The sequence below is a fragment of the Thiohalobacter sp. IOR34 genome, assembly GCF_030406045.1.
In the GTDB taxonomy this organism is placed as follows: domain Bacteria; phylum Pseudomonadota; class Gammaproteobacteria; order Thiohalobacterales; family Thiohalobacteraceae.
In genome coordinates this window covers 2,249,043-2,272,519 of record NZ_CP128988.1, presented here as the reverse complement: position 1 = coordinate 2,272,519, position 23,477 = coordinate 2,249,043, and the positions used below count along the sequence as shown (strand labels likewise).

22 protein-coding genes and 1 tRNA gene are annotated in these 23,477 nt (G+C 64.1%); 15 read left to right on the top strand and 8 right to left on the bottom strand.

Going from position 1 to position 23,477, the window contains the following annotated elements; translation table 11 throughout:
- The first annotated feature begins 74 nt into the window (after positions 1-74).
- From QVG61_RS10475 to QVG61_RS10465, 3 genes are all read left to right on the top strand, one after another.
- Positions 75-599, top strand: a complete 525-nt coding sequence (locus QVG61_RS10475) for an ACT domain-containing protein (protein ID WP_289930583.1) — start codon at positions 75-77, stop codon at positions 597-599.
- Positions 600-611: 12 nt separating this feature from the next.
- The gene (gene def / locus QVG61_RS10470; RefSeq protein ID WP_289930582.1) at positions 612-1,118 is read left to right on the top strand and encodes a peptide deformylase; all 507 of its coding nucleotides are present in this window, start codon (positions 612-614) and stop codon (positions 1,116-1,118) included.
- Between the two features lie 171 nt (positions 1,119-1,289).
- Complete coding sequence (locus QVG61_RS10465; RefSeq protein ID WP_289930581.1) at positions 1,290-2,036, top strand: hypothetical protein; 747 nt, start codon at positions 1,290-1,292, stop codon at positions 2,034-2,036.
- Between the two features lie 253 nt (positions 2,037-2,289).
- Here QVG61_RS10465 and QVG61_RS10460 read toward each other — a convergent pair whose 3' ends face one another.
- The 3 genes from QVG61_RS10460 to QVG61_RS10450 form a co-directional block, all read right to left on the bottom strand.
- Positions 2,290-4,158, bottom strand: a complete 1,869-nt coding sequence (locus QVG61_RS10460) for a hypothetical protein (RefSeq protein WP_289930580.1) — start codon at positions 4,156-4,158, stop codon at positions 2,290-2,292.
- Positions 4,159-4,185: 27 nt separating this feature from the next.
- Complete coding sequence (locus QVG61_RS10455; protein WP_289930579.1) at positions 4,186-5,868, bottom strand: thiamine pyrophosphate-binding protein; 1,683 nt, start codon at positions 5,866-5,868, stop codon at positions 4,186-4,188.
- A gap of 143 nt (positions 5,869-6,011) precedes the next feature.
- On the bottom strand, positions 6,012-7,523 hold the full coding sequence (locus QVG61_RS10450; protein ID WP_289930578.1) for a leucyl aminopeptidase: 1,512 nt from the start codon (positions 7,521-7,523) through the stop codon (positions 6,012-6,014).
- A gap of 179 nt (positions 7,524-7,702) precedes the next feature.
- Between QVG61_RS10450 and lptF the strand changes: the two genes are divergently transcribed.
- Complete coding sequence (gene lptF, locus QVG61_RS10445) at positions 7,703-8,785, top strand: LPS export ABC transporter permease LptF (protein WP_289930577.1); 1,083 nt, start codon at positions 7,703-7,705, stop codon at positions 8,783-8,785.
- Entirely contained in the window at positions 8,782-9,846 is a 1,065-nt protein-coding gene (lptG, locus tag QVG61_RS10440; protein WP_289930576.1) for an LPS export ABC transporter permease LptG, read from the top strand. Before lptF ends, lptG begins: the two co-directional genes overlap by 4 nt.
- A 238-nt stretch (positions 9,847-10,084) precedes the next feature.
- Here lptG and QVG61_RS10435 read toward each other — a convergent pair whose 3' ends face one another.
- Both QVG61_RS10435 and QVG61_RS10430 read right to left on the bottom strand, forming a co-directional pair.
- Positions 10,085-10,714, bottom strand: coding sequence for a LuxR C-terminal-related transcriptional regulator (locus QVG61_RS10435; protein ID WP_289930575.1), 630 nt, complete (start codon positions 10,712-10,714; stop codon positions 10,085-10,087).
- A 123-nt stretch (positions 10,715-10,837) separates the two neighbouring features.
- A complete protein-coding gene (locus QVG61_RS10430; protein WP_289930574.1) occupies positions 10,838-11,092 on the bottom strand; it encodes a hypothetical protein in 255 nt (84 codons plus the stop codon).
- Between the two features lie 375 nt (positions 11,093-11,467).
- Here QVG61_RS10430 and QVG61_RS10425 point away from each other — a divergent pair, with 375 nt between their 5' ends.
- From QVG61_RS10425 to QVG61_RS10410, 4 genes are read left to right on the top strand one after another with little or no spacing between them, the layout of a single operon-like run.
- The gene (locus QVG61_RS10425; protein WP_289930573.1) at positions 11,468-14,275 is read left to right on the top strand and encodes a molybdopterin-dependent oxidoreductase; all 2,808 of its coding nucleotides are present in this window, start codon (positions 11,468-11,470) and stop codon (positions 14,273-14,275) included.
- A 15-nt stretch (positions 14,276-14,290) separates the two neighbouring features.
- Positions 14,291-15,262, top strand: coding sequence for a 4Fe-4S dicluster domain-containing protein (locus tag QVG61_RS10420; RefSeq protein WP_289930572.1), 972 nt, complete (start codon positions 14,291-14,293; stop codon positions 15,260-15,262).
- Between the two features lie 11 nt (positions 15,263-15,273).
- The gene (locus QVG61_RS10415) at positions 15,274-15,996 is read left to right on the top strand and encodes an ethylbenzene dehydrogenase-related protein (RefSeq protein WP_289930571.1); all 723 of its coding nucleotides are present in this window, start codon (positions 15,274-15,276) and stop codon (positions 15,994-15,996) included.
- Positions 15,997-16,025: 29 nt separating this feature from the next.
- Complete coding sequence (locus QVG61_RS10410; protein ID WP_289930570.1) at positions 16,026-16,676, top strand: molecular chaperone TorD family protein; 651 nt, start codon at positions 16,026-16,028, stop codon at positions 16,674-16,676.
- Positions 16,677-16,730: 54 nt separating this feature from the next.
- On the opposite strand, the gene QVG61_RS10405 is transcribed toward QVG61_RS10410, so the two are convergent.
- The 3 genes from QVG61_RS10405 to QVG61_RS10395 all read right to left on the bottom strand — a co-directional run bounded on the left by QVG61_RS10405 (position 16,731) and on the right by QVG61_RS10395 (position 17,842).
- Positions 16,731-17,138 (bottom strand): hemerythrin family protein, encoded by a 408-nt coding sequence (locus QVG61_RS10405; RefSeq protein WP_289930569.1) that lies wholly within the window; start codon positions 17,136-17,138, stop codon positions 16,731-16,733.
- 149 nt (positions 17,139-17,287) lie between these two features.
- Complete coding sequence (locus QVG61_RS10400; RefSeq protein WP_289930568.1) at positions 17,288-17,731, bottom strand: RDD family protein; 444 nt, start codon at positions 17,729-17,731, stop codon at positions 17,288-17,290.
- A 35-nt stretch (positions 17,732-17,766) separates the two neighbouring features.
- Positions 17,767-17,842 (bottom strand) — tRNA-Glu (locus QVG61_RS10395).
- 83 nt (positions 17,843-17,925) lie between these two features.
- Between QVG61_RS10395 and pcnB the strand changes: the two genes are divergently transcribed.
- The 6 genes from pcnB to panD all read left to right on the top strand — a co-directional run bounded on the left by pcnB (position 17,926) and on the right by panD (position 22,951).
- Complete coding sequence (gene pcnB / locus QVG61_RS10390; protein WP_289930567.1) at positions 17,926-19,275, top strand: polynucleotide adenylyltransferase PcnB; 1,350 nt, start codon at positions 17,926-17,928, stop codon at positions 19,273-19,275.
- Entirely contained in the window at positions 19,272-19,775 is a 504-nt protein-coding gene (gene folK / locus QVG61_RS10385; RefSeq protein ID WP_289930566.1) for a 2-amino-4-hydroxy-6-hydroxymethyldihydropteridine diphosphokinase, read from the top strand. The genes pcnB and folK overlap by 4 nt, the downstream gene beginning before the upstream one ends.
- Before the next feature lie 393 nt (positions 19,776-20,168).
- Positions 20,169-20,816 (top strand): deoxynucleoside kinase, encoded by a 648-nt coding sequence (locus QVG61_RS10380; protein WP_289930565.1) that lies wholly within the window; start codon positions 20,169-20,171, stop codon positions 20,814-20,816.
- A 28-nt stretch (positions 20,817-20,844) separates the two neighbouring features.
- On the top strand, positions 20,845-21,642 hold the full coding sequence (gene panB / locus QVG61_RS10375; protein WP_354671220.1) for a 3-methyl-2-oxobutanoate hydroxymethyltransferase: 798 nt from the start codon (positions 20,845-20,847) through the stop codon (positions 21,640-21,642).
- Between the two features lie 3 nt (positions 21,643-21,645).
- Positions 21,646-22,497, top strand: a complete 852-nt coding sequence (gene panC, locus QVG61_RS10370; protein ID WP_289930563.1) for a pantoate--beta-alanine ligase — start codon at positions 21,646-21,648, stop codon at positions 22,495-22,497.
- 73 nt (positions 22,498-22,570) lie between these two features.
- On the top strand, positions 22,571-22,951 hold the full coding sequence (gene panD, locus QVG61_RS10365) for an aspartate 1-decarboxylase (RefSeq protein ID WP_289930562.1): 381 nt from the start codon (positions 22,571-22,573) through the stop codon (positions 22,949-22,951).
- Positions 22,952-23,477 lie beyond the last annotated feature (526 nt).

Sequence of the window (23,477 nt, the reverse complement as noted above, 5' to 3'; positions counted from 1 at the left end):
GAGCTGGAATTTTGCGTTTGCGACGCTTTGTGTCGAGAATGGAATGAAACGGCAAGAATCATGAGGAGCATCCGATGGCCAAGTGGTACATGCTGACGTTGGTCGGTGAAGACCGGCCGGGTATCGTCGCCCGGCTGACCGCGGCGCTCTACGAGGGCGGCGCCAACCTGGGCGAGGCCGCGATGATGCGCCTCGGCGGCAACTTCACCATCATGCTGATGGTCTACTACGATGGCAGCACACGTGCCTTGCAGGAACTGGTCGAGCCGGTCACCGAGTCACTCGGCCTGCATCTGCACATCGATCGTATCGAGGGGCATCTTCATCAACACCTCATTCCCGACGTGCGCATCACCGTGTTCGGTGCCGACCGCGCCGGCATCGTGGCCCAGGTGACCGGAGCGCTGGCCGAGGCCGGGCTGAACATCCTCGACCTGCAGTCGGATGTCGGTGGCAGCGAAGACAGGCCTGTCTACATCATGAGCATCGAGGGCCAGGCGGGCGAGGGGGTCGAGGCGCTGCGTTCCGCGCTGGATGTGATCACGAGGGAAGACGGCATCGATGTCGACATCCAGCCTATCGACACCATGATCGGCTAGGCCAGGAAACACATGGCCGTTCTCGACATCCTCACCTACCCCGATTCGCGCCTCAAGCAGGTATCCGAACCCGTCGAGTCCTTCGACGAGGAACTGCGCGCCTTCATCGCCGACCTGGAGGAGACCCGCCTGGCCGGACCGGGTGCGGTCGGTATCGCCGCTCCTCAGGTCGGGCGTTTCCAGCGCATCGTGATCGTCGATGTCTCCAGGATGAAACGCCCCGTAGCCAATCATGGCTACCTGGTGCTGGTGAACCCGGAGATCACCGAGTGGGATGGCTACGCCGTCGGCCGCGAGGGCTGCCTGTCCGTGCCCGATTACACCGGCAACGTGATCCGCGCAGAAAGGATCCATCTCGAAGCCTTGGATCCCGAAGGCAACAAGCTGGAATACGACATGGAGGGTTTCGAGGCGCGGGCCGTGCAACACGAGATCGACCACCTGGACGGCCTGTTGTTCCTCGACCGCCTGGTCAGCCGCCGCAACGACCTGTTTCGGCGTAAGGTGTATAAGAGATAGGGCACGGGTAACCGCATTTCCTGCATTCAAGTACGTTTGATATTTCGAATTAGCTAGTATGTCCCAACTAGCCTGAAACCATGGTCAGGGAATAATTGGCGCCAAGGAAGCCTGGAACGGTGCCTGCGCCTGATGCGACAAGACCAAGCTGTTTCCGCTAAGCTGCACGCCATGCCCGATTCCTATACGCGGATTTTCCTGCTCAGCCACATGCGTGCTCTCACCTCGCTGGCCGGCCATATTCTTGGCTCGCACCCCCTCGTCAATGGCTACTTCGAGATGCATGTCAGCTATGAGGATGGCATGTCGCGCCCAAGGCAGCTCGAGGTGCTTCAGGAGTCTGAATCTCTGAAGACGGGCAGCCGTTATATCTTCGACAAGCTGCTGCACAACGACTATCGCCTGGACCTCGAACAGGCCGGCCTGGCCGACTGCAAGATTCTGGTCGCGCTGCAGGAGCCGGCACATAGCATCAAGAGCATCGTCGATCTGTTTTCCCGTAAGCAAACCGATGAGCTGTATGCCTCGCCGCTTGCCGCGACAGACTATTACATCGAGCGGCTGCAATGGCTTGCCGATTTCTGCAGCAGTGCAAAGGCTCCCTATTACTACTATGATGCCGAAATGTTTCAGGCCGCACCCGAGGTGCTGCTGGCGCGCCTCAGCGGCTGGCTCGAACTGTCCCCGCCGTTGGCCGGACACTACCAGTCGTTCAGTCAGACCGGCAAGGCCGGCAAGGGGGATTCATCGAAACGCATCTACAGCGGCAGAATACACCGCACCCCGACGGATTATTCTCATGTTTCCGTTGGCGTCGCGGAACTGGCGAGGGCAAGGAAGGTGTACGAAGCGTGCCGCACGCTGATCGTCGCGCGCGCCAAGGATGCCGTGACCCTGCCCCCGTCAGCCGCTCGGTGAGAGGCTAGCCCGGATATTGCACCAAGGATTCGATGCTCAGGGCGAGGCTGGCAAGGCAGCTTGGGTAATCGTCCGAAAAGTCATGGCCGTTGCTATGGCTTGAGGAGGATCACCCAAGATGCGAAGCCAGAGTCGGCCTGACATCGAATAGGCACAAAGTGTACCCCGCCGTGAGGAGCCATTTGCGAGCCTCCCGGCCTTGTATGTCAGTCTACACGCCGATCATGCGCGCCGCCTTGGTGCAATATCCGGGCTAGGCAAACAGCCGATCCCAGGCCTCGCGCTCGGGCCGGTAGTGGGTCAACGCCTCCATGATCTGCCGCTTGCGCATCTCACGGTGTTCCATCGACTGGATCTTTTTCCAGGCGGGTGACTGGTCGCCAAAATTGTAATCGATATTGCTGATGAAGCTGCGCAGCTGCTGCATGGCATTGCCCAACGAGTCCGATTTCATCCACCACTGATCGCCGCGGAATACGTATTCCTCGAGCTTCCTGTTTGCCTCCACGATGGCCTGGCGGTTCCGCCGGTACAGCGCCAGCAGTTCCGTCTCCTTCCGGGCCAGGATCGGGCTCACCGAGTCCCTCGTGAAGGGTTGCTTTACATCCTTCTCCTGTACCAGACGCTCGGTCGTGAACAGCATCAGATCACCGAAGAACTGGCGCTCGAACTCGTCGGACAGATCGACTTGCTGCACGTTTTCCCCGCCCAGCTCTACGCCGGGCCGGAAATTGTCCTGCAAACCCGCCTGCGAGGTGCGCTGATGCAGGTGCGGCATGTTGATGGAGGCGAAGCGATGGCCGATCTCCGCAGCGATCAGGCGTCCTGCGGTGGGGCCGGACATGCGCAGCCGCAGATGACCGAAGGGGATGATGTACTTGAGTCCTGCAAAGTTGACGACGTAGTTGCCGGGATAGATGGTCCGCGCCGGCGTGAGCGCGTCGAAGCCGTCGCCATAGACAAAATGCGTGCTGCGCGTCGGGTGTTCGCCGAAGAAGAAGGCATTGAGCCGCTGGCTGAAGTCCCGCAGGCAGGCGGCATGGTCATGTGGGCCCTGGATCCGGCACCGGTAGGGGAATGTCTCCGCTTTGTGCGCAAAACCGAACAGTCCGGCCATGTCATGGTAGGCGGCGTCGCCAGTCGGGTGTTCCGGCAGGGCATGGAACCTGCAGGCATCGTGCGCATGCCGCCCGGCCAGATCCGCAAAGAAGGCCGCGACGTCATCCAGGAAGCCACCCGCCATCACCGCGGGAGAGACCGGTGGGTCGCCGACCAGTTTGCCGGTCAACATCAGCGTCCCGGTGGTGCGGAAGACCCTGTCGATGATATGGAAGTAGTTCAGCGCAAAGACGGCCTCCTCGCCCTGCCGGGTCTGCCGGTTGACGCAGAACGCCTGGTCGCTGTCGACCAGGTAATACAGCGTTCGGTCCCTGTCTTCCGTCAGCTCCAGAAACTTCAGGTAGCACAGGTTGCGGTTGGCGGCCTGCCCCTTGAGATAGAACCTGTCCTTTGGCTGCCGGGTGAGGATGTTGCCGAGCAGTTCGCGTTCGGCTGCTGGTATCGACTGCAGGAGCGCGTATTGCTCATCCTGTCCGAAGTGGACGACCTGCAAGCCTTTCTGCCGATACTCATCGACGAGTTCCCGGTGATGCTGGACGTTCCTCTCATGGCGGCTGTCTTCGGCGACCACAATCCGGATCTTTACGTAACGTCCGTCGCGTTTTCCGCCATAGCCAAACCGTTCCAGAACCTGATGGATGCTCTCCAGGCAGGCCTGCAGGTGTGCGGGGCGGTCGGCGACCGGTATGCCGAGGATGAAGTCATGGCGGGTATCGCCCGCTCGCCTGTTGCGGGAATCCTGCTGGATGAGCCTTTCCTGCTCCCGGAAAAGGGCCTGGTAACGCGCCAGCAGGGATGCAAATTCGTCGTCCTTGCTGCATTGCCAGAGCGCCCTTTCCAAGCGCGGGTAACAGGCGTCGTAGGCGGCGATGAGTTCGCTGAGCGGCGTGTCGCTGTCTGCCTGCAGTCGCCGCAGCCGCGCCTGCAACTCGCGCAGGCCCGCATCGGCTTGGCCGTAACACAGCAGGCAGTCTTCAAGATGCGGAGTGCGGCTGTTCGTCATTCTGGAGTCGGTCGCATGGCGTTGATGTTAGCGCCTCGAGGAATAATTGGGGTAGGCATCCCGATCGATGGGGATCTCGATGAGGTTGATGCCACTCATGAAGTCCAGGGAATCGGCCAGCGCTTCCAAATCAGCGACCTCTTCTACCCGTACATGCCTGATGCCGAAGGATTTCGCCAGCAGGGAGAAATCCGGGTTTTCGAACTCGCAGTCGATGAACCGGTCGTTGTAGTGCTGATGCTGGTTTTTGCGGATGAGGCCCATGGTCTCGTTGTTGAACAGCACGATGTTCAGGGGCACGCCGTAGTTGACCGCCGTCATGATCTCCATGCAGCACATCTGGAACCCCCCGTCACCGATCATGGCGAATACCGGCCGTCTTTCCGCGCCGTGCAGTGCGAAGCTGGCAGCGATGGCTGCCGGAATGGCATGACCCAGCGAGGAGATTCCCGTATTGGGGATGAAGCGGTCTCTGGTGGAGACGCGATAGAAGTTTTGCGCGAAGACGATGTTGTCATCGAACATGATCAGGCCGTCGGGAAATGTCTCTTCCAGCCAGGCATACAGCGCTTTTATATGGTCGAACTTTTTATCGAATATGGTCTCGCCCGCTGCGTCGATCTCCTGCCGTACCTGTTTCACGAATGCGGTGACATCCACGGGTGCCTTCGGGGCGATCGCCTGTTGCGCCACCGCAGCGTCCAAGGCATTCAGGTAGGCGCCCAGATCGGCCTCGACCACCAGGTCGGCATGAAACACCTTCTCCAGTTGCTGTGAGTCATTGTCGACCTGAATGATCTTTTTCCCCGCAAGCAGTTTCTCGTCCCACAGGTAGCTGGTGCGCTCATTGAACCCCGCACCCAGTACCAGCACCAGGTCTGCTTCCCGCTCCAGGTAGCGCATGGCGTGTCCACTGGAGGTGACGCCCAGGCTGCCCAGCGACAGTGCGCTCCGCTCGTCGAACGCCCCCTTCGCCTTCAGGCTGGTGGTCACCGGGATGTTCAGTGTTTCGCTGATGGTGCGCAGCGCCGCCTGGGCGTCCGAGCGGATGCAACCGTAACCGGCGATGATGAGGGGCCGGCTGGACGTCCTCAGCAGGGCAAGGCTCTGATCGACATAATGATCGGCGATCGGCGCGGCTGTGGGTGGGCGCGCCGGGGCAGCCTGTCCCAGTATGGCATCATCCACCATTTCCTTTTGCAGGTTGAACGGGATGCTCAACACCACCGGCCCAGGGGTGCCGGCGAGCAGGTGTTTCGCCGCCTGATTGAGGACCGCGGTCAGATAGTCGGTGCGTTCGATCAACTTGTGGTAGCGGGTGATACCGGCGAACAGCGCCACCTGGTCCACGCTGCCGCCTTCGCCGGAGCTTTCCTGCAGCCCACCCTTGCCGAAGATATGGGTGGGTGCCTCGCCGGTGATGGCGATTACGGGCAGCTTGTCGGCATAGGCGCTGGCGATACCGGTCACCAGATTCGTGGCACCGGGTCCGGCCGTGGTAATGCAGGCACCGACGCTGCCCGTGACGCGCGCATGGCCAGCGGCCATGAATGCCGCGCCCTGTTCATGTTTGGCAAGCACCGACTGGATGGGCGAATCGTGGAGTTCGTCATATACCGGCAGGATGTGCGAACCCGGAATCCCGAAAATGCGCGTCACCCCAAGATTTTCCAGGAATCGCACTAGAACCTGGCTGACCGGTATTTTCATTATGGCAGCGAAACCGAAGGCTTGAACCGGAGGGTGAAGGATAATGATATTGGCCGGCAAATGAAACCGCGGAACCGGGGTCGAAACGCGGTTTCTGTGTTAGCGAAAAACCGTGTTCCGACCTCGGCTCCCTGTTGCCTTGTTCAGCCGCGCTTCTTCGTTTTCTTGCTGCAGCGGTCGAGCAGGTACTGGGTGAGTAGCGGCACGGGACGGCCGGTGGCGCCTTTTTCCTTGCCGTGCTTCCAGGCCACGCCGGCGATGTCAAGATGGGCCCAGCGGTAGTCCTTGGTGAAGCGGGACAGGAAGCAGGCGGCGGTGATGGTGCCGGCCTCGCGGCCGCCGATGTTCGCCATGTCGGCAAAGTTGCTGTCCAGCTGCTGCTGGTAGTCTTCCCACAGTGGCATCTGCCAGGCGCGGTCGGCGGCGTAGCTGCCGGCGTCCAGCAGTTCGCTGGCCAGATCCTGGTCGTTGGCCAGCAGGCCGGCGGCATGGCTGCCGAGGGCGATGACGCAGGCACCGGTCAGGGTGGCGACGTCGATCACCGTGTCCGGCTTGAAACGGCCGGCGTAGGTCAGCGCGTCGCAGAGGATCAGCCGCCCCTCGGCGTCGGTGTTGAGGATTTCGATGGTCTGCCCCGACATGCTGGTAACCACGTCGCCCGGCTTGCTGGCCTGACCGTCGGGCAGGTTCTCGGTGGCGGGGATGATGCCGACCAGATTGATCGGCAGCTGCATGTCGAGCACCGCCTCGAAGGTGCCGAGCACCGCGGCGGCGCCGCACATGTCGAATTTCATCTCGTCCATGGCCTGGCCCGGCTTCAGGGAGATGCCGCCGGAGTCGAAGGTGACACCCTTGCCGACCAGGGCCACTGGCCGGGCATTCTTCCGTCCGCCACGGTATTCGAGGATGATCAGCTTGGCCGGCTGGCGGCTGCCGCGGGCCACCGAGAGCAGCGCGCCCATGCCGAGGCGCTGCATGCCACGTTCCTCCAGTACCCTGACGTCGATGCGGGTGGAGCGGCGGGCCAGGGACTTGGCCTGGCGGGCGAGGTAGTCCGGGGTGCAGATGTTGCCCGGCAGGTTGCCGAGTTCGCGTGCGCTGCGCACCCCGGCGGCGATGGCCGCTCCCTCGGCCAGGCCACGGCGCGCTTCGGCCAGCGCGGTGCGTTCCTCGATGGCCAGGGTGAGTTTCTTCAGCGGGCGGCGCTTCTTTTCCTTCTCGCTCCTCAGGCGGTCGAAGACATACAGGGCGTCCTCGGTGCTCTCCAGTTGCTGGCGTACCTTCCAGCGCAGATCGCGGTCGCCAACCGGCAGCTCGCTGAGGTAGGAGACTGCCTCGTTGGCACCGCTCTCGTCGAGCCGCTGGGCGGCGCTGGCGGCGATGCTGCGGAACTTGCCCTCGTCCAGCTCCTTCTCCCGGCCACAGCCGACCAGCAGCACACGCTCGGCGTGGATGCCCGGCACGTTGTGCAGCAGCAGGGTCTGGCCACATTTGCCCTCCAGATCGCCGCGCCGCAGGATCGCGGCCAGATGGCCGCCGGCGGCCGAGTTCAGGGTCTTGCCGGCGGCGGTCAGTCGCCGGGGTTCGAAGACGCCGATCACCAGACAGGCGGTGCGTTGTTTTTCGGGGGTGCCGCTCGTGACGTTGAAATCCATGCAGGGCTCCTCTGAGTGTGCGGATTCGGGTTCAGCCGGCCGCCGCCGGTTTGCAGGCGAGGGGTGGCTGAGGTAGGGTAGCCGCCAGTTACCGGGGCTGCCACGATGGTGCCCCAGTCTACTGAAAAAACCGCGCTTTATCACATTCACCCAGGCAGGATCCGGTAGCTTCTCCCATCATGTTGCGCATCCTCGACCGTTATCTGCTCCGGGAGGTGATGAAGAACTGGCTGGCGGTGCTGCTGGTCCTCTGGGCCATCGTGCTGGCCAACCGTTTTGCCCGTTACCTGGGTGAGGCGGCCAGCGGAGACATACCGGCAGCGGTGATCTTCACCCTGCTTGGACTGAAATCCGTCAGCTACCTGACCCCCCTGTTGCCGCTGGCCCTGTTCCTTGGGGCCCTGCTGGCGCTGGGCCGGCTGTACCGGGACAGTGAGATGGTGGCCATGCATGCCTGTGGCGTCGGCCCGCGCGAGCTGTACCGCCCGCTGCTCGGCCTGGCGGCGGTGCTGGCGGTGGCCCTGCTCGGCCTGTCGCTGTTCGTGGCGCCACGCACTGCTGAGCTCGGCTACCAGCTGCGCGCCGAGGCGGAGCGGGGCAGTGATATCGGCACGGTCAGCGCCGGGCGCTTCCAGGAGGCCCAGGAGGGTCGGTTGATCTTCTACGCCGAGGGCGTGTCCCGGGACCGGCGTTTTCTGGAGCGGCTGTTCGTGCGTGACCTCAAGGGTGTGCCGCCGACCCTGCTGACAGCGCGCCGTGCCTACCCCCAGCGTGAGCAGGACAGCGGCGACCGTTTCCTGGTGATGGAGGACGGCTTCCGCTACCAGGGCATGCCGGGCGATCCCCGCTTCCGGGTCATCCGCTTCCAGCGGCACGGTATCCGTATCGAGACCGCCGCGCCCGCGCCGGTGATCACCAAGCGCGACGCCATCCCCAGCCGGCGCCTGCTGGCCTCGGCGGATACGGAGGACATCGCCGAGCTGCAATGGCGACTGTCGTTGCCGCTGGCCGTGCTGGTGCTGATGGTGCTGGTCCTGCCGCTCAGTCACAGCACGCCGCGCCAGGGGCGTTACGGGCGGCTGTTCCTGGCCATCCTGGTATTCATCATCTACTACAACCTGCTCAGCACCGCCCGGGTGTGGGTGGGCAGAGGTCTGCTGCCGCCGCTGCCGGGGCTGTGGTGGGTACATCTGCTGCCGCTGCTGCTGGCCGGCTTTCTCTGGTGGCGGCTGCGGCCCCGGCCGCGGCGGGGTGCGGCATGAGGCTGCTGGAACGCTACCTCGGCCGGGCGGTGATCGTCGGCACCCTGCTGGCGCTGATGCTGCTTCTGGCGGTGGACCTGTTCTTTGCCATCCTCAACGAGATGCAGGACATCGGTCAGGGGAACTATGGCCTGCGCGAGGTGCTGTTCTACGTCGGTTTGACGGTGCCGGAGCGGGCCTACGGCCTGTTTCCCATGGCCACCCTGCTCGGCAGCCTGCTGGGGCTGGGCGCCATGGCGGCGCACGGCGAGCTGATCGCCATCCGCGCCGCCGGGGTGTCCCTGAAGCGCATCGTCTGGTGGGTGATGAAGGCGGGGCTGGCGATGCTGCTGGTGGCGGCGGCGATCGGCGAATGGGTGGCGCCGCCGGCCGGACAGATGGCCCAGAATCAGCGCACCATGGCGCAGACCAGCCGCATCACCTTTCGCAGCGAGTCCGGCATCTGGGCACGGGACGGCAACCGCTATATCAACATCAAGGAGATCTTCCCCGATGGCAGCCTGGCCGGAATCGAGGTCTACGAACTGGGCCAGGACGGCCGGCTGGGCAGTGTGCTGCGCGCCCAGCGTGCCGAATACCGCGACGGTGTCTGGTGGCTCCGTGCCGGCGAGCGGGCAATGTTGACGGTGGATGCCTTCAGGCGGGAGGTGTTCGAGGAGCGGCCCTGGCGTTCACCGCTCAGCCCGGAACTGCTCAATGTGGTGGTGATCGAGCCGGACCGCCTCTCGGCGCGTGACCTGCTGCGCTATGTGAGCTATCTGCGGGACAACCGCCTGGACAGCAGCCGTTATGAACTGGCCTTCTGGCAGCGGCTGATGGCGCCGCTGGCCGGGCTGGTGATGCTGTTCCTCTCGGTGCCCTTCGTGTTCGGACCACTGCGCGCCGTGGGCGCCGGCCAGCGCCTGCTGGCGGGGGTCATGGTCGGGATTGTCTTTCATCTGCTCAACCAGCTGCTCGGCCATCTCGGCCAGGTCTATGGCTTCGATCCCCTGCTCAGTGCGGCCGCGCCCTCGCTGCTGTTCGCGGCGTCCGGCATGCTGCTCATCCGCCGGGTGCGCTGATTGCGGCCTGGGGCCTGCACTCGCGGGCGGATTTGCCTGCCGTGCCGCCGTTGGGCGGAACAGGCGATAGCCACGAAACCCACGAAATCCACAAAAAGCTGATAGCCAGGGAAGCCACGGAAAACAGGCAGGATTCCTTGGCTGCTGCGGCATGTAGCCTGGAGGGCGGACCCTGCCCGCCATGATGCCGCAGCGGCGGGTCACGGCGCGCAGTTGGATTCCTTGAAACGCCGAAGTCTCAGACCAGCCCCTTGCGCATCGCGAGGCTGACCGCCTCGGCCCGGCTGTGCACGCCGAGCTTGCGGTAGATGCTCTTGAAGTGATTGCGTACCGTGGCCTCGCTGATGCAGGAACGCCTGGCGATGTCTCCGGTCTTCAGGCCGGCGGCGGCCAGGTGCAGCAGCTCGTGTTCCCGTGCGCTCAGGTCATGTTTCCTGAAGCCGTCTTCTTCCTCGGCCTTGCAGGAACTGCTGGCCAGACGCTGAATGAGCTGCTGGCAGCTTACCCGCCGCAGGGCGAAGAACACGCTGATGCCGTTCAGTCGCTGCTGGCGACTGCCCGGTACATAGTGGGCGCCGATGTTGACCATAAGGGCATCGCCGTCGGCCCGCTTCACCACCAGATCGAAGTCGCGGATCGGTGCGTGACCGTTGCACCCCTTGGGGATAGGGCAGCGCTCGCTGCAGAAATCCCGGCCCAGCAGATCGGTGCCGCAGAGCAGGCTGGAGCAATGCTGGCCCAGGGCGAGGCGGGCGGGGTGGCCGAGCAGCTCCTCGCAGGCCGGGTTCCAGAAGGCGACCTGACCTTTTCTGTCGATGCCAAAGATGGCATCGGTACTTCGCTTGAATATTTCGTAAATGCCATTCATTTCTCTACCCCTTCTCTGTTCTTTGTTGTTTTTGTGCCCGCCACGCATGTCTTGCGCCGCTGGCATGGGCACGGACCGGCATCACGATCTGTCGCCGCTGACCGGTGTTCCGATTGTGCAGGGTCAGAGACTGCGCGGTGGCGGGGTATCTGGTGGGGTGAGGATGCCGGCCGAATCGGGGATCCGGCTGGGCAGATAGGCTGGCGTCGGCAGGGATGCCTGAAGGGATTCGACGGGGGGCAGGCCCAGCAGGCGGGAGGTGCTGAAGCAGCAGCTGCAGCTGTTTTGACAGTGGGTGCCGCCGTTCTTCAGCATCGAGCCGTCGGCCATCTTGCCCATGGCATGGCCGGCATGCGTCATGTTGTCAGTGTTTGCCATGGCGCAGGGCTGCCAGCCGCAGAGATTGCCTGCCGCGATGAGCGAAACGATCAGCAATCCGCCCAGTGTCTGTTTGAGCCAGTACAGCAAGTCGTTCTTCCTCCCCCTCTGGCATGGTTCTTCTGATGCGCAGGGGTTCTGTTTTTATTATCGTGGAATCAGTCTATGCCCGCTGCTGCCCGAGGGTCAAGCCAGCCCCCAGTCCATCAATTGCCAAAACCGGGTCAGGAAAATGACCAAGATGGGTCATACCCCCGGCCATGTCCTCTTCACTAGCATCGATAAGCAAGGAAGTTCAGAAGCCGTGTCAGGAACACGGCCGGATAACGATCACGAGCGATAGGTTCCGTCGGACGGGACAGTGAGGAGGACGGTATGGCTATTCAGCGTCGCATGTTCTTGAAAATGCTGGTGGGGACGAGTGCCTCGGCAGCATCCATCAAGGTCTTTGGGCTCAGCAGCCTCAATCTGCAGATCGTCGATGATCCGTTCAACTATCCCTACCGTGGCTGGGAAGACTTCTACCGCGAGCAGTGGACCTGGGACACGGTGGCGCGCAGCACCCACAGTCAGAACTGCACCGGTTCATGTTCCTGGAACGTCTACGTCAAGGACGGCGTCATCCTGCGCGAGGAACAGGCGGCGGACTACCCGGACATCGACCCGTCCTATCCCAACGTCAATCCCCGTGGCTGCCAGAAGGGGGCCTGCTATGCCGCCGAGTATGTCAATGGCGACCGGCGCATCAAGTACCCGCTGATCCGCACCGGGGCCCGTGGTGAGGGGCTGTGGCGGCGCGCCTCCTGGGACGAGGCCCTGACCCTGATCGCCGACAAGGTGCTGGACACCATCGAGAATCAGGGGCCGGACGCGCTGACCTTCTTCACCCCGATTCCGGCCATGAGTCCGGTGTCCTTCTCCTCCGGCGCGCGCCTGGCCCACCTGCTGGGCGGCATCGTCTGCAGTTTCTACGACTGGTACTGCGACCTGCCTCCCGGTTCGCCCATTACCCTGGGCGAGCAGACCGACGTCGCCGAGTCCACCGACTGGATGAACGCCAGGTACATGATCCTCTGGGGTTCCAATCCGCTGCAGACCCGCATCCCGGACGCCCACTTCATCACCGAGGCCAAGTACCGCGGCTGCAAGGTGCTGGCCATCTACCCGGACTACACCTCCAGCGCCATCCGCGCCGACCAGTGGTTCTCGGTCACCCCGGGCACCGACGCCGCCCTGGCGCTGGCCATCTGCCAGCAGCTGATCGCCAACGGCACCATCGACGAGGGCTATCTGGCCGAGCAGACCGACATGCCGTTGCTGATGCGCACCGACACCGGCAAGTATCTGCGGGAGAGCGATATGGTCTCGGGCGGCGCCGACGACCAGTTCTATTTCTGGTGTTCCACCCACAACGCGCTGGAACTGGCGCCCGGCACCGAGGGCAGCAGCATCCGTTCCATCGACATCAGCGGCCACAGCCCGGCCCTGACCGGCAGCCACAGCGTGACCCTGGCCGACGGCAGCAGCGTGACCGTGAAGCCGGTGTTCGAGGAACTCAAGGCTCATCTCGACGCCAATCATACCCCGGCCCAGGCCGCACCCGTCACCGGCGTAGCCGCCGACGTCATCGAGCAGGTCGCCGCCGATATCGGCGATACCGCCATGGCCACCGGCGGCAGGGTGATGATCATGCACGGCGCCGGCACCAACCACTGGTTCCACAACGACCTCAACAACCGCGCCATGTTGCTGATGCTCTCCCTGTGCGGCGCCATCGGCAAGAACGGTGGCGGATTCAACCACTACGTGGGCCAGGAAAAGATCTGGCCGGTGAAGGGGCTGGTCAAGCTGTCCTTCCCGCAGGGCGGCAAGAAACAGCGCTTCCAGAACACCACCATGTGGACCTTCGTTCACGCCAACATGAGCGACCAGAACCTGAGCGGCGAGGGCTACAGCCAGACGACACGCGGCTACATTTTCGACTCGGTGCAGAACGGCTGGATGCCGCTCTACCCGGAGAGTTGCCTGGGCAGCGACAAGAACACATTCGTCAGCACCGGGGCGACCGTCAAGGACCCCAAGGTGATGTTCATCTGGCGTGCCAACTGGTTCAACCAGGCCAAGGGCAACAATTACGTCGAGCAGAACCTGTATCCCAAGCTGGATCTGATCGTCGACATCAACTTCCAGATGGATACCACGGCCCTGTATGCGGATGTCGTGTTGCCGGCCGCCAGCCACTACGAGAAGTACGACATCAACACCACGGACATGCACAGCTTCATCCATCCTTTCACCCCGGCGATCCCGCCGATGTTCGAGTCGAAGACCGACTGGCAGACCTTCCAGGCGCTGGCGGCCAAGATCCAGGAGCGTGCCGTGCAGCGCGGCTTCACCAGCTACTACGACGCCAAGTGGGGTGGCAACCGGGATCTGTCGACTCTGAGCGACCAGTTCACCGACAACGGCGCGCTGGCCGCGGACATCGACGCCTGCCAGTTCATGCTCGACAACGCGCCGGAGACGGCCGGCATGACCATGGCCCAGATCGATGCCCAGCCCCGGCGCATGAACGCCCAGACCACCTGGACCAGCGATATCGAGCCGGGCCGTCCCTACACGGCCTTCCTCAAGATGACCGAGCACAAGGAGCCCTATGAGACGCTGACCGGGCGTCAGCAGTACCTGATAGAACATGACTGGTTCGTGGAATGCGGCGAGGCGCTGCCCACCTACAAGGCGCCGGTGGACGAGGATACCTACCCGCTGCGTTACAACACCCCGCACGGACGCTGGTCGATCCACTCCACCTGGCGCAACGCCAAGCAGATGCTGCGTCTCAACCGTGGCGGGCCGATCTGCTACATGCACCCTTCGGACCTGGCGGCGCGCGGCCTGCAGGACAACGACTGGGTGCGTATCTACAACGACCACGGCGACGTCGTGGTGCGGGTCAAGGCCTGGGAGGCCGAGAAGGCCGGGCGGGTCACCATGTACCACGGCTGGGAACGTTACGTGGGGGTGAAGGGCAAGAAGGCCAACTTCAACAGCGTGACCGGCATCCGCATCAAGCCCACCCAGCTTGCCGGCGGATATGGCCAGCTCCATTTCAAATTGAACTACTGGGGCCCGACCGGCGTGCAGCGCGACACCCGGGTACAGGTCGAAAAATATAACGGTTAAGTGGAGGGCTGAATCATGGCATTCACCGGTCGGCAATTGGCGATGGTCATCAACCTGGACAAATGCCTGGGTTGCCATACATGCACCGTCGCCTGCAAGAATCTCTGGACCAACAAGAAGGGCAGGGAGTACATGTACTGGAACAACGTCGAGTCCAAGCCCGGACCCGGCTATCCGAGGAACTGGGAGGGGATGGGAGGCGGCTTCGATGCCAACGGCAACGTGCAGCTCGGTACCCTGCCCACCCGCGACGACTACGGGCGTGATCCCGACTACGATTACCAGAGTGGTCTGTTCGAGGGCGGCGGCATCGTCGATGCCAACCCTGAGCCGACCTGGCTGTCGAACTGGGATGAGGACGTGGGTGAAGGCACCTTCCCCAACAACTACTACATGTACATCCCTCGGCTGTGCAATCACTGCACCGACCCGGCCTGCCTCGCGGCCTGTCCGCGCAATGCCATCTACAAGCGCGAGGAGGACGGTATCGTGCTGGTGGATCAGGAGCGATGCCGCGGCTATCGCTACTGTGTCCGTGCCTGCCCTTACAAGAAGGTGATGTACAACGCCTTCACCAAGCAGTCGGAGAAGTGCATCTTCTGCTATCCGCGTATCGAGAAGGGCGAGGTCAACGCCTGCGCCAAGCAGTGTCCGGGGCGCATCCGCCAAGTGGGCTTCCTCGACGACAGCAGCGCCGACGTCTACAAGCTGGTGGTGCAGCACCAGGTGGCCATCCCGCTGCATCCGGAATACGGGACCGGGCCCAATGTCTACTACATCCCGCCTTTCTCCGGATCCTCCCAGGTGGACGACCAGGGGCGGCCACTGAACGTCGATCGCATTCCGATGGACTTCCTGCGCTCCTTGTTCGGTCCCGATGTCGATGGCGTCATCGCCACCCTGCGCGCCGAGCGGGACACCGTCAGCAGCGGCGGCAGCTCCGAGATCCTGGAACTGCTCAACTCCAACAACCGCTACAGCCTGTGAGGGGGAAGGTCATGAAAACGCTGATAACGAAAATTGCCTCGTATCTCGTTGCAGCTGTCCTGGCGCTGCCGCTCGCTGCCGATGCCCGCTGGGGCATGGGCGGTGGTGGCGGTGGTGGGGACGGTTTGACTGCAGTGCGCGTCAGCGGCGACGTGCTGGTCCCGCCCTCTGATCCGGTATGGAACAATGCCACGGCCGTCAACGTCACCCTCAAGTTCACCGATTCGGTGGAAGGCGACACGATGGGCGGCGGTGGCAGCAACAGCTCCCTCAGTGTCAAGGCCATTCACAACGGTACCGACATCGCTTTCCTGCTGACCTGGAACGACGCGACCCGGGACGACGTCATCGAGGGGCCCGAGAACTTCACCGACGCCGGCGCCGTCATGCTCAATGCCAACATGATCTGCCGCATGGGCCAGCCCAGCAACCCGACCAATATCTGGTACTGGCGTGCGGTGGACGACAGCGTGCAGAACCTGCTTTCCGGCGGTCTCGGTACCATTACCCAGACCGTCAATGGCGACAATATTTCCGCCATCAGCAGCTGGAACGGCAGTCAGTGGCAGGTGGTCCTGAGTCGCCCGTTGGCAGCCATCGATCCAGACGACCAGATCGACCTGTTTCCCGGGGGCAGCTACCCCATCGCCTTCGCCACCTGGGACGGCGACAACCGGGAGCGCAATGGCCGCAAGTACCGCTCGGGGATGAACACGCTGAACATCCAGAACTGAACCCTCTGGCAACAGATGAGAGAACGCCGATGAACACTGCAGAGCAACTCACCCCCGAGCTGGAGGTCGACATCAACCGCAGCCGCCTCTACCAGCTGCTGGCCCTCGGTTTTTCCTTTCCTGGCCGCTTGCTGCTCGCTGCGACGCCGGAGCTGTACGCCCTGGGCACGACCCTATACCCGGATCTCGGACTCAAGGATCTGGTGCAGCCGGATCTGCCGGCGCTCGAGAACGATTACATCAACCGCTTCGATGGCGTCGACCAGAAGGCCTACTGCAAGCCCTACGAGGCGCTGTGGCTGGACGGCGACCGTGCACAGCAGCAGTGGGAGGTGAAGAAGTTCTATCACTTCTTCGGGCTGGCGATGAACGGAGAGGGCCAGGAGATGCCGGATCACCTGGCCCTTGAACTGGAGTTCATGCATGTCCTGGTTTATAGATCCGTGGTGGCCGCCCGGCAGGATGCTTCTGTCGTCAAGGATGCCAACGGCCCGTCGCAGTATCTGCACGCCCAGCGCGATTTCCTCGAACGCCACCTCGGCCGCTGGCTGCCGGCATTCTGCGACGGCTTGCAGACGGGGGAGGCCCATCCCTTCTATCGCGCCCTGGCCCGACTGGCCGGGCGTTTCGTGAGCGATGACCTGGAATGGATTCGTTCGCGGCAGGAGGCGGGGGGTTAGCGGCCATCACATCCTGGATGGGCTGGGCGATGATCGCGGCATGGCCGCCGTACCTCAACCGGCTCCGGTCATGGCCAGAAACTGGGCCGTGACCCGGTCCATGGTTGCCACGTGCTGCTGCATCCACTGCGGGATGGTCCGGCAGATGTAGTCGACCAGAGGGGCCGGGTCACCGTTTTCCATCCATATCGTCTCGCACTCGCCCAGCTCGGCCAGCAGCCGGTCATGTTCCTGCTTGTGGATGGGAAAGGGCGGGAAGCCGGCCGCCTGCATCAGTGCCTCCTCGGTGGCGAAGTGGCTGCGGATGTGGTTCAGGAACTCGCGCAGGGTCTCCGCCAGGTCTGCCTCGTCCCCGCTGCGGGCCAGGGTTTCCACCCGGTTGATCATTTCGACCTCTTCCCGATGGAAGTCGTTCATCTGGTCGAGGGCGACGAGCGGGATGTCTGCGTGGTCGAATGGCATGGAAGCGGTCGGTGATTGTCCACAACGCCATCACTATAGAAGGGTACCGGCGCGACTGGTTTGATGAAGGTCAAGTTTGTCAGAATCCAGAATCCAGAATTCAGAATCCAGAATTCAGAATCCAGAATTCAGAATCCAGAATTCAGGAGTCAGGATTGGGGGAGCACTACCACCACGGTTTCCGAGAAGCGGTCGTTCCAGCTCATCCGCTCCCGGTCGACCAGGATCCACAGATAGCCGAGGCCGAACAGCGCCAGCGAGGGGATGGCGGCGAAGAAACGCAGCAGGGCCTGGGCCCAACTGATCGGGCCGCCATCCGGCCGTTGCACCCGCAACCGCCAGGCACGCATGCCCAGGGTCTGGCCGCCGTGGATCCAGAACCAGGCGAAGAAGAAATAGCAGACGAACAGCAGGTAGGTGGAGAAGAAGGGGTTGCCGGGGGCCACCGCCTCGCCGCCGGTGAAGGGCAGCACCAGGGCGCTGGCCACGAACAGCACGGCGAGCAGCAGCAGGCTGTCGTAGCACATGGCCGCCAGCCGGCGCAGCAGCCCGGCATGGGGCAGGTCGGGGCTGGCGGGCGTGGGTTGTGGCATCTGCGCTCGGTATCCAGGCTGGATGGGCGGGAAAATGGCGCTCCCTAGGGGTTTCGAACCCCTGTTACCGGCGTGAGAGGCCGGTGTCCTAGGCCGCTAGACGAAGGGAGCGGTACTGCCGTTGCAGCGTCCTGCCCTTGCGGCAGGAGGGGTGGTATTATACCCGCTCGAATCCATCGAGCAAGCGCAACCCCATGCCGGAAACGGAGCCAGGCAAAACGGAATCCACAGCCATCAGCGAACAGACGCCCACCATCATACCGCGTGACCAGCACGCGATCTCCCGTTCCAACATCAGCCCCAACGCACTGAAGGTGCTCTATCGCCTGCATGCGGCCGGTTACCAGGCCTGTCTGGTCGGCGGCGGCGTGCGCGATCTGCTGCTGGGTCGCGAACCCAAGGATTTCGACGTCGCCACCGATGCCCACCCCGAAGAGGTGCGCAAGCTGTTCCGCAACTGTCGCCTGATCGGCCGCCGGTTCCGCCTGGCGCACGTCATCTTCGGCCGCGAGATCATCGAGGTCGCCACCTTCCGTGCCCAGCACAGCGATGGGGCCGAGGAGGGCGAGGGGGTGATGAGCGAGGAGGGACGGATCCTGCGCGACAACGTCTATGGCACCATCGAGGAGGATGCCTGGCGGCGTGATTTCACTGTCAACGCCCTGTACTACGACATCAGCGACTTCTCGGTGCGTGACTTCGTCGGCGGCATGCAGGACATCGAGGCCGGGCTGCTGCGCATGATCGGCGAGCCCGAGGCCCGCTACCGCGAGGACCCGGTACGCATGCTGCGCGCGGTGCGCTTTGCCGCCAAGCTCGGCTTCCGCATCGAGGCCGCCACCGAGGCACCGATCACCGAACTCGGACCGCTGCTGTTCGACATCGCCCCGGCCCGCCTGTTCGAGGAGGTGCTGAAGCTGTTCCTGGCTGGCGAGGCGCTCAACACCTTCGAGCTGCTGCGCCATTACGACCTGTTCGGCAAGCTGTTCCCCATGACCGAGGCGGTGCTGGCCGAGGAGGTCGAGGGCTTCCCGCACATGCTCATCAGCCATGCCCTGCGCAACACCGACGAGCGCATCGACCAGGGCAAGCCGGTGACCCCGGCCTTCCTCTTCGCCGCCCTGCTCTGGGAGCCGATGCGGCGGCTGATGCCGCCGGCGGACACCCCCGGCATGAGCGAGGTGCAGGCCATCCAGATCGCCAGTGCCCGGATCATCGCCGAACAGGCGCGCCATACCTCGGTGCCGAAGCGCTTCAGCCTGCCAATGCGCGAGATCTGGGCGCTGCAGCCGCGCTTCGAGCAACGCGCGGGGCGCCGGCCGCAGCGGCTGCTGGCCCATCCCCGTTTCCGTGCCGCCTACGACTTCCTGCTGCTGCGTGGTCAGGCCGGCGAGGTCGAGCCGGAACTCTGCCAGTGGTGGACCGACTTCCAGGAACAGAACCCCCAGCAGCAGGAGAAGATGCTGCTGCCGGAAACGCGCAAGAAGCGCCGCCGTCGGCGCCGCAAGCCGCGCAGCAAGTCCCCCACTCCCGACGCCACATGAGCAGTCAGCCGGTCCGCGCCTACCTGGGCCTGGGCAGCAATCTCGAACAGCCGCACCGCCAGCTGCGCCAGGCACTGGTCGCGCTTGCCACCCTGCCCGAGAGCCGCCTGGTACGCTGCTCCGCCTTTTACCGCAGCCCGCCCATGGGACCCGCCGGCCAGCCCGACTATCTCAATGCCGTGGCCGCCCTGGAGACCCGGCTGCCGGCCGAGGAGCTGCTCGACCGCTTGCAGGCCATCGAGGCGGCCCAGGGGCGGGTGCGCGGGGGACTGCGCTGGGGACCGCGCACCCTGGATCTCGACCTGCTGCTGTACGGCCAGGAACGGATCGACAGTCCGCGGCTGCAGGTGCCGCATCCGGGGCTGGCCGAGCGCGCCTTCGTGCTCTATCCCCTGGCCGAGATCGCCCCCGACCTGCAGCTGCCCGGCCTGGGGCCGCTGGCGGAGCTGCTGCGCGCCTGTCCCCGTGACGGGCTGGAGCGCCTCGGGGATGACGACTAAAGGGCCTGTTAACACCACGCCAATCGCGGCCTGGAGGCCGCTCCTACGGGGCATGGTGGCACCCTGGTAGGAGCGGCCTCCAGGCCGCGATCCCCGGCGGGTCCAGCCACGCCATCATCCGGGGCCTGATGCAATATGTAACACGGCATATTTGGTTGCCGGGTTAATGGCAACTCTGATCAATTGACATAGCCGCCAGGGCACCCACAACGCCAAGTTGCTATTTATTGAATTCATAAAGCTTTCTTGGCGCCCTTGGCGTCTTGGCGGTTTATAATCAGAGTTGACCAGACACTCCCTAGTGAGTGTTGCGGCGGCGAATCGTTTATCATGGGGACGTTGGACATGCCCCCTTGGCATGCCTCCCGAGCCGATGACGGACTGCCTGCCTGCATGAGCCAAGATCCCGGTTACATCGTCGTCGAAGGGCCGATTGGCGTCGGCAAGACCAGTCTTGCCCGGCGCCTGGCGGAGAGCTTCGGTACCGAGCTGCTGCTGGAAGGGGCGGAGGACAACCCCTTCCTGGAGCGCTTCTACCGCAATCCGCGCGAGGGGGCCCTCTCGACCCAGCTGTTCTTCCTCCTGCAGCGCGCCGAGCAGATGCAGCAGCTGCGCCAGGGCGACATGTTCCGGCCGGTGCGGGTCGCCGATTTCCTGATCGAGAAGGACCGGCTGTTCGCCCAGCTGACCCTGGACGAGCAGGAATACCGGCTCTATGAGCAGGTCTATGCCCACCTGACCCTGGATGCCCCGGTGCCGGACCTGGTGGTCTACCTGCAGGCCCCGGTCGAGGTGCTGCTGGCGCGCATCCAGAAGCGCGGCCGGCCGCACGAGCAGCGCATGGATGCCGACTACCTGCGGCGCCTCTCCGAGGCCTATGCCGGCTTCTTCCACCACTACAGCGCGGCGCCGTTGCTGATCGTCAACACCAGCCACATCGATCCGGTCAGCAACGAGGACGATTACCAGGCGCTGCTGTCCGAGGTGCGGCGCGCCAGGCGCGGCCGGCACTATTTCAATCCGATGATGGCGGCACTCTGAGGCCGGAGAGAAGATGAATCCGCCAACCATGGAAGCCGTCACTCCCGCCGCCCTGCGTGCCATGAAGCGCGCCGGGCGGCGCATCGCCTGTCTCACCGCCTACGACGCCAGCTTCGGCCACTGGCTGGATGCGGCCGGTGTCGAGGTGGCGCTGGTCGGGGATTCACTGGGCATGGTCGTCCAGGGGCACGACTCGACGCGGCCGGTGACCATGGACGACATGGTTTACCATGCCGCCTGCGTGGCGCGCGGCGTGCGCCGCGCCCTGCGGGTGGTCGATCTGCCCTACCGCAGCTACCAGGAACCGCAGCAGGCACTGGACAATGCCTGCCGGCTGATGGACGAGGGCCGGGCGCAGGTGGTCAAGCTGGAGGGTGGTGGACCGGTGGTGGAGATCGTGCGCCACCTCACCGCCCGTGGGGTGCCGGTCTGCGGCCATCTCGGGCTGCTCCCCCAGTCGGTCGAGGAGCCGGGCGGCTATCGGGTGCAGGGCCGGGAGCCGGCCGCGGCGCAGCGCATGCTGGAGGATGCCCGCGCCTTGCAGGCGGCCGGGGCCGATCTGCTGGTCCTGGAGTGCATCCCCTCGACCCTGGCCGGCGAGATCCGCCGCAGCCTGCAGATCCCGGTGATCGGCATCGGTGCCGGTGCGGATTGCGATGGCCAGGTGCTGGTGCTGTACGACATCCTGGGCATCACCCCCGGCCGGCGGCCGCGCTTCAGCGAGGACTTCCTGGCCGCCACCGGCAGCGTGCCGGCGGCCATCGAGGCCTATGTGGCGGCGGTGCGTGACGGCCGCTTCCCGGGGCCAGGGCACAGCTTCGACTGAACCATGCAGACGGTCTCCGACATCAAGGCACTGCGCAACACCCTGGCCGGGTGGCGGCGGGCGGGGTCGCGCATCGGTTTCGTGCCGACCATGGGCAACCTTCACGAGGGGCACCTGCGGCTGGTGCGCCGGGCCCGCGAGCTGGCCGACCGGGTGGTGGTCAGCGTATTCGTCAATCCGCTGCAGTTCGGTCCCAACGAGGACTATGACAGTTATCCGCGCACCTTGGAGGCCGACGCGCACGCGCTGCGCGCCGAGCGTGCCGACCTGCTGTTCGCGCCGACCGCGGCGACCCTCTACCCGCGGCCGCTGGCGGCCATCACCCGGGTCCAGCCGCCGCCCCTGGGCGACGAGCTGTGCGGCGCCTCGCGGCCGGGGTTCTTCGTCGGCGTTGCCACCGTGGTCGCCAAGCTGTTCAACCTGGTGCAGCCCGAGCTGGCGGTGTTCGGCGAGAAGGACTACCAGCAGCTGGTGCTGATCCGGCGCATGGTCGAGGATCTCTGCTTTCCGATCGAGATCCACGGGGTGCCGACGGTGCGCGAGGCGGACGGCCTGGCGATGAGCTCGCGCAACGCCTACCTCAGCCCGGAGCAACGCGCCCGGGCACCAGGGCTGTACCGCACCCTGCGCTGGCTGGCGGACGAGCTGCGTGGCGGCCGGCGCGACTTCGCGGTCCTGGAGGCGGCCGGGCGCGAGCGCCTGGCGGCGGCCGGTTTCCGCCCCGACTATCTCAGCATCCGCCGGGCAGAGGACCTCGCGCCAGCCGCCGAGAGCGATGCCGACTGGGTGCTGCTGGCCGCCGCCTGGCTCGGCACGACCCGGCTGATCGATAATATCCGCGTGATAAGCGACTGATAAGTCGAGGTATTGCGCCGGCTGCGGCGATCAGGGATAATTCGCCTTCCGCGTTGTTCGATGACTTTCCGCCATGCAGCTTACCTTCCTCAAGGCAAAACTCCACAAGGCCCACGTCACCCACTCCGAGCTGGAGTACGAGGGCTCCTGCGCCATCGACGGTGCGCTGCTGGATGCCGCCGGCATCAGCGAGTACGAGCAGATCGAGATCTATAACCTGGCCAACGGCGAGCGGTTCACCACCTATGCGATTCGTGCCCAGGACGGTACCGGCATCATCTCCGTCAACGGCGCGGCCGCCCACAAGGCCTCTCCCGGCGACCGGGTGATCATCTGCAGCTATGCCCGTCTCAGCCCCCAGGAAGCCGCCGTCTTCAAGCCGACCCTGGTCTACCTCGACCCGGACAACCGCATCACCCGCATCGGCAACGAGATCCCCGTTCAGGTTGCCTGACCGTTCCGGGATGTTCCCCGGGAATGCGCAGCCGGGATGTGGCCACGAAACCCACGAAATCCACGAAAACATAAAATGGCTTGGAGCTTGCTGCCGGCCTTGCGCGGAGCGCGTACCGCATTCCCGTCTTTTTCGCGGGTTTCGGGGATTTCGCGGTATCGATAAGGCCCTTGCACGTCCCTGTGTTCCGTGGCTGTCCTCCCATCAGCCTTCAGGTTGTTTGACCGTTCCGGGATGTTCCCCGGGAATGCGCAGCCGGGGATGTGGCCACGAAACCCACGAAATCCACGAAAACATAAAATGGCTTGGAGCTTGCTGCCGGCCTTGCGCGGAGCGCGTACCGCATTCCCGTCTTTTTCGCGGGTTTCGGGGATTTCGCGGTATCGATAAGGCCCTTGCACGTCCCTGTGTTCCGTGGCTGTCCTCCCATCAGCCTTCAGGTTGTTTGACCGTTCCGGGATGTTCCCCGGGAATGCGCAGCCGGGGATGTGGCCACGAAACCCACGAAATCCACGAAAACATAAAA

What these genes read in the sequence shown, in the direction of transcription:
- QVG61_RS10430 (WP_289930574.1), bottom strand. Translation starts at nt 11,092, where the DNA reads ATGGCAAACACTGACAACATGACGCATGCCGGCCATGCCATGGGCAAG.
- QVG61_RS10415 (WP_289930571.1), top strand. Translation starts at nt 15,274, where the DNA reads ATGAAAACGCTGATAACGAAAATTGCCTCGTATCTCGTTGCAGCTGTC.
- QVG61_RS10435 (WP_289930575.1), bottom strand. Translation starts at nt 10,714, where the DNA reads ATGAATGGCATTTACGAAATATTCAAGCGAAGTACCGATGCCATCTTT.
- QVG61_RS10425 (WP_289930573.1), top strand. Translation starts at nt 11,468, where the DNA reads ATGGCTATTCAGCGTCGCATGTTCTTGAAAATGCTGGTGGGGACGAGT.
- QVG61_RS10465 (WP_289930581.1), top strand. Translation starts at nt 1,290, where the DNA reads ATGCCCGATTCCTATACGCGGATTTTCCTGCTCAGCCACATGCGTGCT.
- lptF (WP_289930577.1), top strand. Translation starts at nt 7,703, where the DNA reads ATGTTGCGCATCCTCGACCGTTATCTGCTCCGGGAGGTGATGAAGAAC.
- lptG (WP_289930576.1), top strand. Translation starts at nt 8,782, where the DNA reads ATGAGGCTGCTGGAACGCTACCTCGGCCGGGCGGTGATCGTCGGCACC.
- QVG61_RS10455 (WP_289930579.1), bottom strand. Translation starts at nt 5,868, where the DNA reads ATGAAAATACCGGTCAGCCAGGTTCTAGTGCGATTCCTGGAAAATCTT.
- QVG61_RS10450 (WP_289930578.1), bottom strand. Translation starts at nt 7,523, where the DNA reads ATGGATTTCAACGTCACGAGCGGCACCCCCGAAAAACAACGCACCGCC.
- QVG61_RS10405 (WP_289930569.1), bottom strand. Translation starts at nt 17,138, where the DNA reads ATGCCATTCGACCACGCAGACATCCCGCTCGTCGCCCTCGACCAGATG.
- QVG61_RS10475 (WP_289930583.1), top strand. Translation starts at nt 75, where the DNA reads ATGGCCAAGTGGTACATGCTGACGTTGGTCGGTGAAGACCGGCCGGGT.
- def (WP_289930582.1), top strand. Translation starts at nt 612, where the DNA reads ATGGCCGTTCTCGACATCCTCACCTACCCCGATTCGCGCCTCAAGCAG.
- QVG61_RS10400 (WP_289930568.1), bottom strand. Translation starts at nt 17,731, where the DNA reads ATGCCACAACCCACGCCCGCCAGCCCCGACCTGCCCCATGCCGGGCTG.
- panC (WP_289930563.1), top strand. Translation starts at nt 21,646, where the DNA reads ATGCAGACGGTCTCCGACATCAAGGCACTGCGCAACACCCTGGCCGGG.
- QVG61_RS10420 (WP_289930572.1), top strand. Translation starts at nt 14,291, where the DNA reads ATGGCATTCACCGGTCGGCAATTGGCGATGGTCATCAACCTGGACAAA.
- QVG61_RS10380 (WP_289930565.1), top strand. Translation starts at nt 20,169, where the DNA reads ATGAGCCAAGATCCCGGTTACATCGTCGTCGAAGGGCCGATTGGCGTC.
- folK (WP_289930566.1), top strand. Translation starts at nt 19,272, where the DNA reads ATGAGCAGTCAGCCGGTCCGCGCCTACCTGGGCCTGGGCAGCAATCTC.
- panD (WP_289930562.1), top strand. Translation starts at nt 22,571, where the DNA reads ATGCAGCTTACCTTCCTCAAGGCAAAACTCCACAAGGCCCACGTCACC.
- QVG61_RS10410 (WP_289930570.1), top strand. Translation starts at nt 16,026, where the DNA reads ATGAACACTGCAGAGCAACTCACCCCCGAGCTGGAGGTCGACATCAAC.
- panB (WP_354671220.1), top strand. Translation starts at nt 20,845, where the DNA reads ATGGAAGCCGTCACTCCCGCCGCCCTGCGTGCCATGAAGCGCGCCGGG.
- QVG61_RS10460 (WP_289930580.1), bottom strand. Translation starts at nt 4,158, where the DNA reads ATGACGAACAGCCGCACTCCGCATCTTGAAGACTGCCTGCTGTGTTAC.
- pcnB (WP_289930567.1), top strand. Translation starts at nt 17,926, where the DNA reads ATGCCGGAAACGGAGCCAGGCAAAACGGAATCCACAGCCATCAGCGAA.